The sequence below is a fragment of the Streptomyces sp. NPDC048523 genome (genome assembly GCF_043199815.1).
In the GTDB taxonomy this organism is placed as follows: Bacteria; Actinomycetota; Actinomycetes; order Streptomycetales; family Streptomycetaceae; genus Streptomyces.
The window spans coordinates 55,453-70,186 of record NZ_JBICWQ010000018.1; the positions used below are offsets into that span (position 1 = coordinate 55,453).

A 14,734-nucleotide genomic window follows, 5' to 3' on the forward strand; every position below is an offset into this window, starting at 1 on the left:
GTCCTCCCCGCCCCTCACAGCGGCGGGTTGCCGTGCTTGCGGGACGGCAGCTCGGTGTGCTTCGACCGCAGCATGGCCAGCGCGCCGATCAGTGCGCAACGGGTGTCGGCGGGGTCGATGACGTCGTCCACCAGGCCGCGTTCGGCGGCGTAGTAGGGGTGCATCAGCTCCGACTGGTACTCCTTGATCTTCTGGGCCCGCAGGGCGTCGGGGTCGTCGGCGGCCGCGATCTCCCGGCGGAAGATGACGTTCGCGGCGCCCTCGGCGCCCATGACGGCGATTTCGTTGGTGGGCCACGCCAGGGAGACGTCCGCGCCGATGGAGCGCGAGTCCATGACGATGTAGGCGCCGCCGTAGGCCTTGCGCAGGATCAGCTGTACCCGCGGGACGGTCGCGTTGCAGTAGGCGTACAGCAGCTTGGCGCCGTGCCGGATGATGCCGCCGTGCTCCTGGTCCACGCCCGGCAGGAAGCCCGGCACGTCGACCAGCGTCACCAGCGGGATGGAGAAGGAGTCGCAGAACTGCACGAACCGCGCCGCCTTTTCGCTGGCGTGGATGTCCAGGACGCCGGCGAAGGCGGCGGGCTGGTTGGCGACGATGCCGGTGACGTGGCCGTCGAGGCGGACCAGCGCGCAGACCACGTTGGCCGCCCAGTGGGGCTGGATCTCGAAGTACTCCGCGTCGTCGACGATCTCCTCGATGACCGCGCGGATGTCGTAGGCCTGCTGGGCGTTGGCCGGGACGATCTCACGCAGCGCCTCGGTGAGCCGGCCGGCCGGGTCGCCGGACGGCCGGCGCGGTGCCGTCTCGCGGTTGTTGGACGGCAGCAGCGACAGCAGGAACCGTACGTCCTCCAGACAGGCGCCCTCGTCGTCGTGGGCGAAGGCCGCCACGCCGGACACGGTCGCGTGGACGTCGGCCCCGCCGAGCCCGTTCTGGGTGATCTCCTCGCCGGTGACGGCCTTGACGACGTCCGGTCCGGTGATGAACATCTGCGAGGTCTCGCGCACCATGAACACGAAGTCGGTCAGGGCCGGCGAGTACGCCGCTCCCCCGGCGCACGGGCCCAGCATGACGCTGATCTGCGGGATGACACCGGAGGCCTTGGTGTTGCGCTGGAAGATGCCGCCGTAGCCGGCGAGCGCGGTGACGCCCTCCTGGATGCGGGCGCCGGCGCCGTCGTTGAGCGAGACCAGCGGGGCGCCGGCGGCCAGCGCCAGGTCCATCACCTTGTGGATCTTCGCTGCGTGGGCCTCGCCGAGTGCGCCGCCGAAGATGCGGAAGTCGTGTGCGTAGACGAAGACGGTACGGCCGTGAACGGTTCCCCATCCGGTGACCACACCGTCGGTGTGGGGTCGTTTGTCCTCCAGTCCGAAGCCGGTCGCGCGGTGCCGGCGCAGGGCCTCGATCTCCTGGAACGATCCCTCGTCCAGCAGCAGGGCGATGCGCTCGCGGGCGGTCAGCTTGCCTTTGGCGTGCTGGCGTGCGGTGGCTTTGCCGTCAGGGCCCTCAGGGCCGTCGACCGCCAGCGCCTTGAGCTCGGCGAGTTCGGTCAGGCGGTCCCGTACCACGGCCTCGTTAGCGATGGTCATGCGGTGTCCTCCGGGTGCGACAGCGAGCGTGCCAGGTGCCGTTCGACCGCACTGAGCGGGACGTCGGGGCGAAGCCGCTCGGGGTGCCCCGGCGGGGGCGTGAGCAGGGTCCGCTCCCGGGCCGGTTCGTCCGGGACGGGGATGTAGACCCAGATGGCACCGGCCGCGGCCAGCGACCGGCCGACGGCCCGCAAAAATGAGGCGGTTATCGACCAGGCGTCCACGTCTCCCCCGTCACCGAGGACCTGGTCGTGTGCAGCGGCATGGACCGTCCTCCTCTTTTTTCCGATACGTAGTGTCGGACCCGCCCACGGTCACAGGAGCCGCTCAAAGGTGCTTGGAGAGGCGCTTGAGAAGGGGCCCAGAACCGCTCCGGGCCACCGCCTTGGGGCGCGCCAGCCCCAGGTGGTCGCGCAGGGTGTAGCCGTCGTAGCGGGTCCGGGCCAGGCCGCGGCGGCGCAGCTCGGGGACCACGAGGTCGGCCAGCGCGGCCAGCCCCGCGGGCAGATGGCCCGCCAGGAACACGAAGCCGTCGGCGGCGCCCTGGGTGAACCACTCCTCCAGTTCGTCGGCGACGTCGGTCGCCGACCCGAGCAGGAACGCGGGGCCGGGCGCGGTGCCGGGCGCGTCGAGCCGGGCGGCGGGATCCAGCAGGTCCTGCAGGGTGGCGTAGGTGTCCTCGGCCTCGGTCCGGGTCCGGCCGGTCACCACGGACACGGTGGCCAGGATGCGCACCTGGTCCGGGTCGCGGCCCCGGTCGGCGACCAGGGCACGCAGGGCGCGCCGTTCCGCGCGGGCCCGCCCCGCGGTGCGCTGCCCGGTCAGCAGGACGTCGGCCCACTGCGCGGTGAACTCCCGCGCGTCGGCGCAGGACGGCGCGGGGTGCAGCAGCACCGGGCGGCCCTGCGGCGGGCGCGGCACGGTGAGCGGGCCGCCCACCTGGAAGTGGTCGCCCCGGTGGCCGGCCGGGTGCACCTTGGCGGGGTCGCTGTAGCGGCCGCCGGCCTGGTCGTAGAGGCACGCGTCGTCCTCCCAGCCGTCCCACAGCCGGCCGGTGACCTCCAGGAACTCGTGGGCCCGGTGGTACGACATGGCCTCGCCCGGCGCCCGGTCCAGGCCGAAGTTGCGGGCCTGCGCGTCGGTCACGGGCACGGTGACGTGCCAGCCGGTGCGGCCGCCGCTGAGGAAGTCGAGCGAGGCGAGCATGCGGGCCAGGGGCCACGGTTCGCTGAAGGTCGTCGTCGCCGTGGCCGCGAGGCCGATGTGCCGGGTGTGCACGGCCAGCGCGGACAGCAGCGTCAGCGGTTCCAGGTGGGCCACCGCGCTGTCGCGGCCGTGCCGGGCGGCCTTCCCGGCGGCCTGCTCGCCCAGGCTGTCCGCCAGCAGCAGGAAGTCCAGCCTGCCGCGCTCGGCGGTCTGCGCGAGAGCGCGGTGGAGGTCGAGGCTGAGCGCCCTCTCGGGCCGGACGTCGGGGTGCCGCCACGCAGCGGCGTGGTGCCCGAGCGCCGGGGCGGGCAACAGCGCCCCCAGCCTCATGGGTGTGCGGTCGGTACGCATCGGCGTCCTGCCTCCCACGATCGGCCCGGCTCCTGCGGCCGGCCATCCGCTCGGGAGTGCAGCAGAAACCGCTCGAGGAACACTCAGGCCGACCTCCGCAAACCGGAGCAGCCCTGCCGGCCCCGTGTCCGATCACGGGGCGGGCGGGCCGTCGCCGACATGCCCGGGGATCCGGCCGAGGGCGCGGGCGCGGGCGGGCCGGCGCCGGTGCCGGCCCGGCCGGTCATGGGCGCGGGCTGCCGCCGAGAGCGCGGGCCGACGGTTCCCGCCCCGCTGCGCCGGTCACGGCTACCCGGCACCGGCCTCCCCCGCCCACCGGCCACCGGCCTGGGCTGCCGCCGGGAGCGCGGGCCATCGATTGCCTGCCGTGCCGCCGGTCACTGCTGCCTGCTGTCGCCGAGCGGGCCGAGGACTTGGCCGGGGCGCGCGAAGGACCCGGCACCGGCCTCCCCCGCCCACCGGTCACCGGTCACCGGTCCGGGCTGTCGCCGAGGGAGCTGAGGACCTGGTCGAGGGCGCGGGTCAGGGATTCGGCGTCGGGCTTGCCCGCCCCGTGCGTGACGATCACCGGGGCGTGTCCGGTGCCGGCGGCCACATGGGCGGCGATGCGGTGGGCCGGTTGTCCGCTGCCGGACCAGCCCGCCAGCACCAGGGGGCGGTTCGGGCCGAGCGCGGTCAGCAGTGCCTGCGCCACGGCCTGCGGTTCAGCCTTGGCGGTGGCCACCGCCAGCAGCGGCCCGGGGCCGGCATGCAGGGGCACCAGGACGCCGTAGCACGTGTGGTCCGCGCCCGGTGGAGGGACGAGACAGACGGCGGGAGAGCCGGTGCGCCGGCCCGGGCTCAGGGTGGCCAGCACGGTGTCGCCGGGTCCGGCCGCGGGCGCCATGCGGGGCACCTGCGCGTCGGACAGCGCGTCCAGGACCGCGGCGATGGGCCGGCTGCCGTCCGTGAGGTCGGGAAAGACGCGCAGCAGCCGCATGCTCTGCGCGAGCAGCTGGGCCGCCTCGGACTCGGCGAAACGGCTGCGGTCGTGGATCGCGGTGATCACGAGGTTGCCGAGCCGGTCGTAGCGGGCCAGGAGTGCGATCGGCAGCGTGCTGGACGCGCCGGTGCTGTGCGGCGGCTCGCAGGTGATGCCGTGCCCGGCGAGTTCGGCCACGAGGTCGTCGGCGGGCCGGACGGGCCGTTCGAAGAAGACCGCCGTGGTGAACAGTTCCTCCTCGTGCCCGCGCGCGTGCCAGCGCCGCAGATGCTCGGTGCTGATCCATTCGTACGCGGACATGTCCAGGGCCCGGTCCCGCAGCGCGGTCAGCAACTGGGGCACCGTGCCGGCCGGGTCGACGTCGACGCTCATCGGGAGCACGCCGAGCAGCGGACCGGTCAGCTGCTCCACACCGTCCAGGGAGATCCCCCGGCCGTCGACCGAGACGCCGAAGGCCACGGTGGCCGTCTGCGCGGTCGCGGTGGCCCGGTGCAGCAGCAGTGCCCAGGCGGCGTGCAGGGCGGCCGTCTCGGTGACGCCGCAGCCGGCCGCCCAGTGGACGAGCCGTACGACGTCGTGCCGCGACAGCCGCCGGGAGATCCGCCCGCAGCCGGTGTGGGACGTGGGTGCTCCCGGGCGCGCCGGGTGCACGGCCGCGCCCGGCGGCGGGGTGGCGCCGGCCCAGAAGTCCCGTGCGCCCGCGGTGTCCTGCTCGTCGAGCCATCGTGCGTAGTCGCGCAGGTCGGGCCGCCGCTCACCGCCGGCGGGAGAGCCCTCGTTGAGGTAGGCACGGTAGAACTCGCGGATCAGCACCTGCGCGCTCCATGTGTCGACCAGCGCCTGGTGGAACGTCAGCAGGACGCGGGTCTGCGCCGCTGCCGCCTGGGACACCGGCCCGTCGTGCAGGGTGATCCGCAGCGGTCCCGGTCTGTGGACGTCCACGGCCCGGCGGCGGTCGCGTTCCAGCAGCGAGGGCCAGGTGATGTCCTGGTGCGAGAGCCGTTCGATCGGGACGGTGGCGTGTTCGTGCAGGGTGATCCGGGTGTGGTCATGCGGGTCGAACGCGGCGCGCAGCAGTGTCTCGCTGTCGGCCACCGCCTGCCACGCGGCGCTGAACCGTTCGCTGTCCAGCGGCCCGTGCCACATCCACTGCAGCTGCTCGACGTGGTGTCCGGCCCCGGGGCGGGCCAGGGAGCGGGCGAGCAGTTCCTGCTGGCGGGGGGTGGCGGCGACGACCGGGGCGGGGTACGGCGCCGCGGGCGCCGGCGTCGTTGGGCCCGCCAAGTGCTCCAGTACCGAGCGCAGATGGCCGCACAGGACGTCCAGGGCGGCCCGCAAGACGCCGCCGGCGACGGCCCGGACGTGGAGGCGGCCGTCCTCCACCTGGGTGCGGACCTCGATCTCGTACTCCCCCAGGCCCTGGGTGGGCCACGGCGCGTGGTCCTCGTCGGTGTGGATGACGGTGAAGCGGGAGGAGGGCGCCGGGAGTGGTGCCGGGTCGTGATGGGTGAGGCGGACCCGCAGCAGGCGTCCTGGCGTGGGCGATCCCGGGCCGGTGCCCGCCGGCTCGTCCGCGGTCAGGGCGCTCGCCACCGTGACGAGGAACCGTGCGGGCACCAGGTCCGGGTCGGCGTCCAGCCGTATGCGCCGGGCGCGGGTGTAGGGGCCGACGGCACGCGCGTGCGCGGGCAGCAGGGTGCGCCCGTCGGTGCACAGGTCGAAGACGGCCTCGTGCGTGCGGCACCAGCGGGCCAGGGCCTGCCCGAAGGCTCCCGCGAGCAGCTCGGCGGCGGACAGCCGGTGGTGGTGCGGCAGGACGGCGGTGATCTGCCGGGTTTCGCGCGCGCCCAGGCTGAAGCGGGCGTGCGCCGCCTCAAGGCCGCCGTCACCGTCCGGCGCGGTGACCCCCGCGGTGGTGGCACTCTCGGCGCTGAGGCCCTCGAGGGTGACCCCCTCGGTGCTGGCGCCCTCGGCCACGGCGCCGAGGGCGGCGCGGGGCGTGCCGCTCCCGGCGGCCGTACCGGAGGCGAGTGCCGGGGTGGTGGGGCCGGGGGCTTGGTCATCGCGGCCGCCGGACGTGGCGGCCAGCCATGCGCTCCACTGCTCCAGCCATCCCGCGTCGTCCTGCAGCGGCGGGGTCCTTCCCAAGGCGAGCGCTCCCAGGGCCGTCTCCAGGTCTTCCAGCAGGATCCGCCAGGACGCCGGGTCGGCGGCGAGGTCGTGCACGGCGAGGAAGAGCAGATCGCTTCCGGCGAGGCCGGGCAGGCCGCCCTGGGCGTGCACGGCACGCAGCGACGCTCCGGTGCGCGGGTCGAGGCTGCGGCGCGCGTCGGCGACGGCCGCGTCGAAGGCGGCGCGGCCGGTGAACCGGGCCGTCCTCAGCAGGCCGTGCGGCATGCGGGCGCCCGGCGGGCGGGTACCGAGCAGCAGGGTGCCCGCCGGGCCCGGCCCCAGCACAGTGCACAGGAGCGGATGGGCGGCCAGCACGGCGGCCAGTGCCTCGCGCAGCACGTGTGGGGCGACGGCGTCGCCCAGACGCAGCAGCATGGCGCGGTGTGCGCGGTGCGGGGCCTGGTCCAGGGTGTGCAGCACGGCGCGCAGGGCGGGTTCCAGCGGTACCGGGCCGGGCGGCATGCTCAGCAGGTCCGCCATCAGGCCGGCCGCTTCGTGTGCCGTTGCGGGGCCGTCGGGCCGTGCGGTGCGGCCGGTGGCCAGGTGCAGGGTGTGGTGGCCGGGCCCGTGCCGCCGCAGGCGGGCGTGCAGCACACCCTGCGCCGGTGCTCGGTCCGGGTGCGGCGTGTCGTCGCCGTCCAGGCTCCAGCCGCGCAGGTCGGGGCGGCGTACGACGGCGCGCGCAAGGGCCCTGTCCACGGCGGCCGGGCCGAGGGGGCCGTGCAGCTCCAGGACCGCTCCGGCAGCCACGACGGTCAACGGCGTTCGCGCGGGGCCGCGTTGGGTCATGAGCCGCCTCTCCTTTCGCTCCACGCAAGCCCGGCTGCCTCCTCATGCTCGGGGTCGGCAGATGTATGCATGGGGCACGTTAGCCCGGCCGGACGGGGACGGCCCGTGGCCTCCAGGCATCGTTAAGCGGCCCCTGAGCGGGGCTGATGTGGTTGTGCGGCGTATGTCTGCCGGGGCAGCAGCTGCGCCACCAGGCTCATGGACCGCTCATCGGCCACGGGCCGTTCCCCGTCGCCGGGCACCGCGGCCGGGCCCGTGTCGTAGCGGGCCACCGCGACCGCGTAGCGCTGCATCGTCCGGTAGGTGGCGAACGACCAGGTCTCCGGTGCGGCCGGGCTGCCGTCGGGGGCCAGCAGGCCGGCGCCGTCGTCCGCGGTGAACTCCCCCTCGGCGCCGGCGGGAAAGCCGAACCGGGTGAAGTCCAGCCGCAGTCCCTGTCCCAGCGCCTTGGTGTAGGCCTCCTTCAGTGTCCACAGCCGCAGCAGCGCGGCGGTTTGTGCCGGGCCGGGAAGGGAGGTGAGGGCGGCTCGTTCGGCGGGGGTGCACATGCGCTCGCGCATCACGTCGTAGGTCAGGGTGCGCGTCAGCGGTTCGGCGTCGACGCCGATACGCCCGCCGCGGCTGATCCCGACGACGATGAGCTCGTCGGTGTGCGACAGACCCACGTCGACCTGGCGTATCCCGCGCAGGTGGGGACGCCCGCCGATCTTGTAGGCAAGGTCGAGTCCGGCGGCGTCGGTGCCCAGGGCGGCCGCCGCCGTGTACTTCAGCACCAGGCGGGCGGCGGCGAACCGGTGCCGTACCAGCGGGTCGGCGGTGCGCCGGTAGCGCGGCCAGTCGCGGCCCAGCATCAGGCGCAGCCGGGGCTCGGTGACGACCGCGCTCAGCCATTCCCCCCAGGTGGTGAAGGCCACCGCGCTGCCGCACCGGTCCATGGCCGCTGTGACCTCGTCCCAGGGTCCGCCGGGCCCCGGCACGTGCACGGGCTGGGCGATGCGGGGTGCCTGCGTCATCCGTCCGCTCCTCCTGTGGATCACTGGGTGGGGTCCGGCGGCCGCCGGTCGGCGCCTGGCGGGCACGCGGCGGCCTCTCGCGGCCTGGGAGGGGCTGCTGCGGGTGTGGGGGGGCGGCCCGTCCCTGACGGTGGCCGGCGTTCACAGGGCGAGGTCGACCACGTCGAGGTCGAAGCTGCGCCCGCTGTGGTGGCGCCGCAGCAGCTCGTCGAGGACGCCCGTGACGCAGTTACCGGGCAGGTCGGGCAGCTCGATGCCGAGCCTGCGGCCGAGTCGGGACAGGGCCAGCACCACCCAGCCGGGGTCGGCGAGGAACGGGTCGTCTCCCTCCTGGCCCTCCCACAGGGCCAGCACGGCGCCCGCCGCGGCGAGCAGCCCGTACCGGTCGCTCAGGGCGCAGGCCGCCGGCCCGGACAGGGCGTCGCCGAACTGTCCGGGCAGCAGGGCGCACTGCTCGCGCAGCAGATGCAGCTCCGTCAGGAAGCCTTCGGCCAGCTCGGCCAGCAGGGCGATGCTCCCGCCGGCCCTGCGGGAGCGGCCCAGCCGTTCGGCGGCCGCGGTCAGGGCGGCGGCGAGGAAGTCCCCGCCGCCCGCGAAGGCCAGCGCCCCGTGGTCCAGCGGCGGCGGGTCGCCCCGCGCGCGGAACAGTTCGGCGGGCGGCTCCTGCTCCACGAGCCAGGACTGCCGGGCCAGCGCGCTCAGCTGGGGAAGGATCACGGCTTGGCAGGCCGCGGCGCCGTCGCGGCCCAGGCCGGCGGCCGGCAGGTCGCGCACCAGCTTGGCCAGGATGCCGTGCACCACGTCGCTGCCCCCGCCGTGCGTGCCAAGGACGGCGGACAGCTCCTCCAGGGCGTCGGTGAGCAGCACGGGCACGGTGTAGGTGGCGGCCACCGTCGGGGCGTGGGCCCGGTCGGGCAGCAGGCCGACCGCCCGCAGGCACACCGTGGCCAGCGCGTCGCAGACGAGCAGGTCGGTGAAGACCCCGGCGAGCGGGCGGTGCCAGCGGCGGGCCGGCGGCCCGGTGCGGCCGTCGGTGGCGGTGTGCACGGCGGCGCGCAGGACCGGGTCGAGGGCGGCGGTCGCGGCGCCGGCGACGAGGCAGCGGTTGACCTGGTTCATGCGCAGGGCCAGCGCGGCGCCGTCGCCGGGCCGGCCCACCAGGGCGTCGTCGCTCACCGGGCAGCGGGTGAATTGCAGTCCGGAGAAGACGGCGCCACGCATGCCGTCGGTGGCCACCCGCGGCAGCCGCTGCAGTGTCGCGCCGGGCAGCTGGGCGGGGTCCAGCAGGAGGACCGAGTGGGTGCGGGGGCCGGTGTCGGCGGTGCGGGCGTGGACGACGTAGAGGTCCGCGCGGGCCGCGTCGATGATGACGTCCTTGCGGCCGCTGACGAGCAGGGCGGTGTCCTTGGCCGTGCGCCGGGCGGTGACCTCCTCGCGTCGTACCCCGCCGGCCGGGGCGAGCCCGGGGTGCACCACGGTGGTGCGTCCGCCGCCCAGCAGCAGGTGAGCGAGGGCTTGCTGCTGGGCGCCGGTGCCGGCCGCCCAGACCGCGGAGGCGGCAAACAGCGAGGTGACACCGCCGGCGAAGCCGAGGGCCACATCGCGCCGGAAGACGGGGCGCAGCACCTTCATGAGCAGGTCGGCCCGGGCCAGTGTGCCGCCCTGGCGGGCGGGGACGAACTCGGCGGCCAGGCCCGCATCGGCGAGCAGCCTTTCGGCGGACCGTGCCGGTCGGCGCTCCTGGTCGGCGGCGAGGAAGGCGGCGAAGCCGTGTTCGTTGGCCGGGTCGTAGGGGTTGTCGAGCAGGGTGTCCAGCCGGGCGGCGCGGCCCAGCGCGGCGGTCCGCCCGTAGGTGGCCGCCGGCCGGGGGGACAGGTGGGGCCGGCGGTCCATGGCCCCCGGCGGGGCGACGATGTCCCTGATGAGGGTCATGACCGTCCCGGCAGGCCGCTGGGGGTGAGCGCGCGGGCGGCGTCCTCCGCGTGCTGCCTGGCCAGGTGCAGGAGGGCGGCGCTGTCCCGGGCGAGGCGTTCACGGACGCGGCGGCGGGCGTCGGCCAGGTGCGCGTCCTGTCCCGGCACCCGCGCCACCTCGTGCTCGTTGAGCACCACCTGGTGGCGTGCCCGCACCGTCACACCGCTCGGATCGGGCTCCACCGACCACTGCCCGGCCTGCCCCGAGACGGCCTCGGGCGCCTTGGTCACCTTGTAGACGATGAGCCCGCCGTGCGGGAAGCACAGCCGCACCGCGACGGTGTCCTGGGCGCCGTCCTGGGCGCGGAGCGTCTGGATGCCGGGTACCTCCTCCACCAGGCGGACGCCGGCCACACCGGGCACGGTGCCGGGCCAGGCGGCGGCCCGGTACAGGAAGCCGTAGACGAGCTCGGAGGGTCCGTCGACGCGTACGGTGTCCTCGACGGTGACGACCAGTTCGTCCAGGACGGCCCACCGCTCCGCGAGGCTCTTGAGGTTCGCCAGGTGGGCGCGGATGTTGGCGTCACCGATCCGGTCCGGGGCCAGGTGGCCCTCGGCCGCCGTGAACTGCCGTTCCAGTGTCAGCAGCGAGGAGCCGCCCGCCCTCTGCTCGACGTGCCACCGGCCCCGCATGCTGTCCACGGCCGCCGAGGTCACCTCCTGGCGGAAGGTGATGCGCCGGGCCCCGGGGTCGAGGACGCGCCGGGTGATCCAGGAGGTGATCCGGCCCTCGGCGCGGGCCCACATGCGCAGGCGCTGCCCGGGACCTTCCAGGTCCAGCGGTTCCACGTACACGGTCGGGGCGAAGAACAGCGGCCAGCGCTCGGCGTCCGCGAGGAGTCCGTAGACCACTCCGGCGGGAGCGGCCACCTCGATCCGATGCGATGTGTGGTGCAGGGCCGGTGCGGGCATCGGCGTTCACCCCCTTCTGTTCATCTCTGCGATACGACTGTGCGGGCGGCCGCTCGAAGCCCGCTGGAGGCCGGGTGGATCACCGCTGGTGGCGCCGCGGGGACGCAGCGCGCCCGCGTTCGCCGGGTGGTTCCTGCGGCGCAGGTGGACGGCGGGGCCCGAGCCGTCGCGGTGCGTTCGGGCCGCCGGGTTCGAGCGTTCCTGAAGTGTCCGGCGAGCGGCTGTGGACCGGGTGCCACTGCGGACGCCGAGCATCCGCCCCGGCCGCCGGGTGCCGCTGTGGCACTGCGGCAACCCGGGCTGGAGGGTGGTCGAGCTCCTCTCCACCCGCGCTCGGCGCCGGTGGCGTCGAATCGATCCCGCATACCTCCCGGGCATCCGGGCCAACGTCTTGGGGCGGCATGGACACCCGGCGCACGGCTTGCCTCATCCGACCTGAAAGCGGAGGAAATTCGCCATGGGCCTTCTGTTCACCTCGGAGTCCGTGACCGAGGGTCACCCCGACAAGATCGCTGACCAGATCAGCGACACGATTCTCGATGCGCTCCTGCGCCAGGACCCGGCCTCCCGGGTCGCCGTGGAGACGCTGATCACCACGGGTCTGGTGCACGTGGCCGGCGAGGTGAGCACCCGGGCCTACGTGCCGATCGCGCAGCTCGTGCGCGAGAAGATCCTCCAGATCGGCTACGACTCCTCGGCCAAGGGCTTCGACGGCGCCTCCTGCGGTGTGTCCGTCTCCCTCGGCGCGCAGTCACCGGACATCGCGCAGGGCGTGGACGCGGCCTGCGAGACCCGTGTGGAGGGTGGCGCCGCGGGTGGGGAGTGCGACGAGCTGGACCGGCAGGGCGCCGGCGACCAGGGGCTGATGTTCGGCTACGCCAGCGACGAGACGCCGACCCTGATGCCGCTGCCGATCTTCCTGGCGCACCGCCTGGCCAAGCGCCTGTCCGAGGTCCGCAGGAACGGCACGCTCCCCTACCTGCGCCCGGACGGCAAGACGCAGGTCACCATCGAGTACGACGGCGACAAGGCTGTTCGTCTCGACACGGTCGTGGTCTCCTCGCAGCACGCCGCCGGCATCGACCTGGAGCACCTGCTGACCCCCGACATCCGCGAGTTCGTCGTGGAGCCGGAACTGAAGGCCCTGGCCAAGGACGGCGTCAAGCTGGACGCCGAGAACTACCGGCTGCTGGTCAACCCCACCGGCCGCTTCGAGATCGGCGGCCCGATGGGCGACGCCGGCCTGACCGGCCGCAAGATCATCATCGACACGTACGGCGGCATGGCCCGCCACGGCGGCGGCGCCTTCTCCGGCAAGGACCCCTCCAAGGTGGACCGCTCGGCGGCGTACGCGATGCGCTGGGTCGCCAAGAACGTCGTCGCCGCGGGCCTGGCCTCGCGCTGCGAGGTGCAGGTCGCCTACGCCATCGGCAGGGCCGCCCCGGTGGGCCTGTTCGTGGAGACCTTCGGCACCGAGAAGGTCGGCGTCGACAGGATCCGCCAGGCGATCGACGAGGTGTTCGACCTGCGCCCGGCCGCCATCATCCGCGACCTGGATCTGCTGCGCCCGATCTATGCCCAGACCGCCGTCTACGGCCACTTCGGCCGCGAACGTGCCGACTTCACCTGGGAGCGCACCGACCGGGCCGGCGCGCTGCGCCGGGCTGCCGGAGCCTGACATGCGGATCGCCGTCACCGGGTCCATCGCCACGGACCATCTCCTGGTCTTCCCCGGCCGATTCGCCGACCAGCTCATGGCCGGCCGGCTGGAGCGGGTCTCCCTGTCCTTCCTCGCCGACTCCCTGGACATCCGGCGCGGGGGCGCCGCCGCCAACATCGCCTACGGCCTCGGCCTGCTGGGGCTTGCGCCGGTGCTGCTCGGCGCCGTGGGCAGCGACTTCGAACCGCACCGGGTGCTTTTGAAGCAGCAGGGCGTGGACACCGAGTCGGTGCGGGTCAGTCCCGGTCTGCACACCGCGCGCTTCGTGTGCACCACGGACGCCGACCAGAACCAGATCGCCACCTTCTACACCGGTGCGATGGCCGAGGCCCGGCACATCCGTCTCGCCCCGGTCCTGGCCCGTACCCGGGGACTGGACCTGGTCCTGGTCTCGCCCAACGACCCCGAGGCGATGCTGCGGCACACCCGCGAGTGCCACGAACTGGGCCTGCCGGTCGCCGCCGACCCCTCGCAGCAGCTGGCCCGCCTCGAACGCGACGAGGTCCGCGCCCTGATCGACCGCTCGCGGATGCTGTTCACCAACGAGTACGAGTCGGTCCTCCTGCAGGAACGCAGCGGCTGGACGCAGGAGCAGGTCCTGGGCCGCACCGGTCTGTGGATCACCACGCTCGGCGAGGCCGGCTCCCGGATCCGGCAGGCGGGCCGCACCCCCCTTGAGGTCCCCGCCGTCCCGGCCCGCCGTGCCGTGGACCCCACCGGCGTCGGCGACTCCTACCGCGCGGGCTTTTTGGCCGCCCTGGCCCGCGGGGCACAGCTGCGGGACGCGGCCCGGCTCGCCAGCGTCACCGCCGTCCTCGCCCTGGAGTCGGTGGGCAGCCAGGAGCACACCCTGGTCCGTGCCGAGCTGCTGGCCCGTCTCGAAGAGGCCTACGGGCCCGCCGCGGCCGAGGCCCTCTCCTGCTCTTTGGTGGTGCGCTCATGACCGAGGCCGCCCGCAGGTCCGCGCTGCGCGAGGCGCTCGCCACCCGTGTGGTGGTCGCCGACGGCGCGATGGGCACCATGCTCCAGGCCCAGGAGCCCACCCTGGAGGACTTCCAGCAGCTGGAGGGCTGCAACGAGGTCCTCAACGTCACCCGCCCGGACCTCGTCCGCTCGGTGCACGAGGCGTACTTCGCGGCCGGCGTGGACTGCGTCGCCACCAACACCTTCGGCGCCAACCTCACCGCCCTTGGCGAGTACGACATCCCCGAGCGGATCGCCGAGCTGTCCCGGGCCGGGGCACGGATCGCCCGCCAGGCCGCGGACGCCTTCGCGGCGCGGGACGGGCGCACCCGGTGGGTCCTGGGCTCGATGGGCCCGGGCACGAAACTGCCGACCCTGGGGCATGTGACGTACGGCGTCCTGCGCGACGCCTACCAGCAGGGCGCCGAGGGCCTGCTGGCGGGCGGCGCCGACGCGCTGCTCGTGGAGACCACCCAGGACCTGCTCCAGACGAAGGCCGCGGTGCACGGCGCCCGGCGGGCCCTGACCGTGCTGGGCGCCGACGTCCCGGTGATCGTGTCGGTGACCGTGGAGGCGACCGGGACGATGCTGCTGGGCTCCGAGATCGGCGCGGCGCTGACCGCGCTGGAGCCGCTCGGCATCGACATGATCGGCCTGAACTGTGCGACCGGCCCGGCCGAGATGAGCGAGCACCTGCGCCACCTCGCCCGGCACGCGCGGGTGCCGCTGTCCTGCATGCCCAACGCCGGCCTGCCGGTCCTGACCAAGGACGGCGCCCACTATCCGCTCGGCGCGCGGGAGTTGGCGGACGCCCAGGAGACCTTCGTGCGCGACTACGGGCTCTCGCTGGTGGGCGGCTGCTGCGGTACGACGCCGGAGCATCTGCGCGCTGTGGTGGAGCGGGTGCGGGGGCTGACGCCGCCACCGCGTGATCCGCGCCCGGAGCCGGGTGCGGCGTCGCTGTACCAGACGGTCCCCTTCCGCCAGGACACCTCCTACCTGGCGATCGGCGAGCGGACCAACGCCAACGGCTCGAAGAAGTTCCGTGAGGCGATGCTGGA

10 protein-coding genes are annotated in these 14,734 nt (G+C 74.5%); 3 read left to right on the forward strand and 7 right to left on the reverse strand.

The window, feature by feature from the left end; genetic code table 11:
• Nucleotides 1-14: 14 nt before the first annotated feature.
• The 7 genes from ACGFWE_RS42590 to ACGFWE_RS42620 form a co-directional block, all read right to left on the reverse strand.
• Nucleotides 15-1,592, reverse strand: a complete 1,578-nt coding sequence (locus ACGFWE_RS42590; RefSeq protein WP_393605945.1) for an acyl-CoA carboxylase subunit beta — start codon at nucleotides 1,590-1,592, stop codon at nucleotides 15-17.
• A complete protein-coding gene (locus ACGFWE_RS42595) occupies nucleotides 1,589-1,816 on the reverse strand; it encodes a DUF6059 family protein (protein ID WP_393605947.1) in 228 nt (75 codons plus the stop codon). The genes ACGFWE_RS42590 and ACGFWE_RS42595 overlap by 4 nt, the downstream gene beginning before the upstream one ends.
• A gap of 103 nt (nucleotides 1,817-1,919) precedes the next feature.
• Entirely contained in the window at nucleotides 1,920-3,149 is a 1,230-nt protein-coding gene (locus tag ACGFWE_RS42600) for an NtaA/DmoA family FMN-dependent monooxygenase (RefSeq protein ID WP_393605949.1), read from the reverse strand.
• A gap of 469 nt (nucleotides 3,150-3,618) precedes the next feature.
• The gene (locus tag ACGFWE_RS42605) at nucleotides 3,619-7,092 is read right to left on the reverse strand and encodes a condensation domain-containing protein (protein ID WP_393605951.1); all 3,474 of its coding nucleotides are present in this window, start codon (nucleotides 7,090-7,092) and stop codon (nucleotides 3,619-3,621) included.
• Nucleotides 7,093-7,214: 122 nt separating this feature from the next.
• Nucleotides 7,215-8,105 (reverse strand): 4'-phosphopantetheinyl transferase family protein, encoded by an 891-nt coding sequence (locus ACGFWE_RS42610; protein WP_393605953.1) that lies wholly within the window; start codon nucleotides 8,103-8,105, stop codon nucleotides 7,215-7,217.
• A 141-nt stretch (nucleotides 8,106-8,246) separates the two neighbouring features.
• Nucleotides 8,247-10,037: an acyl-CoA dehydrogenase gene (locus tag ACGFWE_RS42615; RefSeq protein ID WP_393605955.1), complete on the reverse strand. Its 1,791-nt coding sequence runs from the start codon at nucleotides 10,035-10,037 to the stop codon at nucleotides 8,247-8,249.
• Complete coding sequence (locus tag ACGFWE_RS42620; RefSeq protein WP_393605957.1) at nucleotides 10,034-10,990, reverse strand: SRPBCC family protein; 957 nt, start codon at nucleotides 10,988-10,990, stop codon at nucleotides 10,034-10,036. Before ACGFWE_RS42620 ends, ACGFWE_RS42615 begins: the two co-directional genes overlap by 4 nt.
• Nucleotides 10,991-11,447: 457 nt before the next feature.
• Here ACGFWE_RS42620 and metK point away from each other — a divergent pair, with 457 nt between their 5' ends.
• The 3 genes from metK to ACGFWE_RS42635 all read left to right on the forward strand — a co-directional run.
• Nucleotides 11,448-12,668, forward strand: coding sequence for a methionine adenosyltransferase (gene metK, locus ACGFWE_RS42625; RefSeq protein WP_393605959.1), 1,221 nt, complete (start codon nucleotides 11,448-11,450; stop codon nucleotides 12,666-12,668).
• A 1-nt stretch (nucleotide 12,669) separates the two neighbouring features.
• Nucleotides 12,670-13,653: a carbohydrate kinase family protein gene (locus tag ACGFWE_RS42630; protein WP_393605961.1), complete on the forward strand. Its 984-nt coding sequence runs from the start codon at nucleotides 12,670-12,672 to the stop codon at nucleotides 13,651-13,653.
• Nucleotides 13,650-14,734 (forward strand): homocysteine S-methyltransferase family protein (locus ACGFWE_RS42635; RefSeq protein ID WP_393605963.1); only part of this gene is annotated, 1,085 nt, incomplete at its 3' end. The genes ACGFWE_RS42630 and ACGFWE_RS42635, both read left to right, overlap by 4 nt.

Bases quoted from the DNA above. Each gene is read 5' to 3' on its own strand.
- ACGFWE_RS42590 (WP_393605945.1), bottom strand. From the start codon at position 1,592: ATGACCATCGCTAACGAGGCCGTGGTACGGGACCGCCTGACCGAACTC.
- ACGFWE_RS42600 (WP_393605949.1), bottom strand. From the start codon at position 3,149: ATGCGTACCGACCGCACACCCATGAGGCTGGGGGCGCTGTTGCCCGCC.
- ACGFWE_RS42605 (WP_393605951.1), bottom strand. From the start codon at position 7,092: ATGACCCAACGCGGCCCCGCGCGAACGCCGTTGACCGTCGTGGCTGCC.
- ACGFWE_RS42610 (WP_393605953.1), bottom strand. From the start codon at position 8,105: ATGACGCAGGCACCCCGCATCGCCCAGCCCGTGCACGTGCCGGGGCCC.
- ACGFWE_RS42615 (WP_393605955.1), bottom strand. From the start codon at position 10,037: ATGACCCTCATCAGGGACATCGTCGCCCCGCCGGGGGCCATGGACCGC.
- ACGFWE_RS42620 (WP_393605957.1), bottom strand. From the start codon at position 10,990: ATGCCCGCACCGGCCCTGCACCACACATCGCATCGGATCGAGGTGGCC.
- metK (WP_393605959.1), top strand. From the start codon at position 11,448: ATGGGCCTTCTGTTCACCTCGGAGTCCGTGACCGAGGGTCACCCCGAC.
- ACGFWE_RS42630 (WP_393605961.1), top strand. From the start codon at position 12,670: ATGCGGATCGCCGTCACCGGGTCCATCGCCACGGACCATCTCCTGGTC.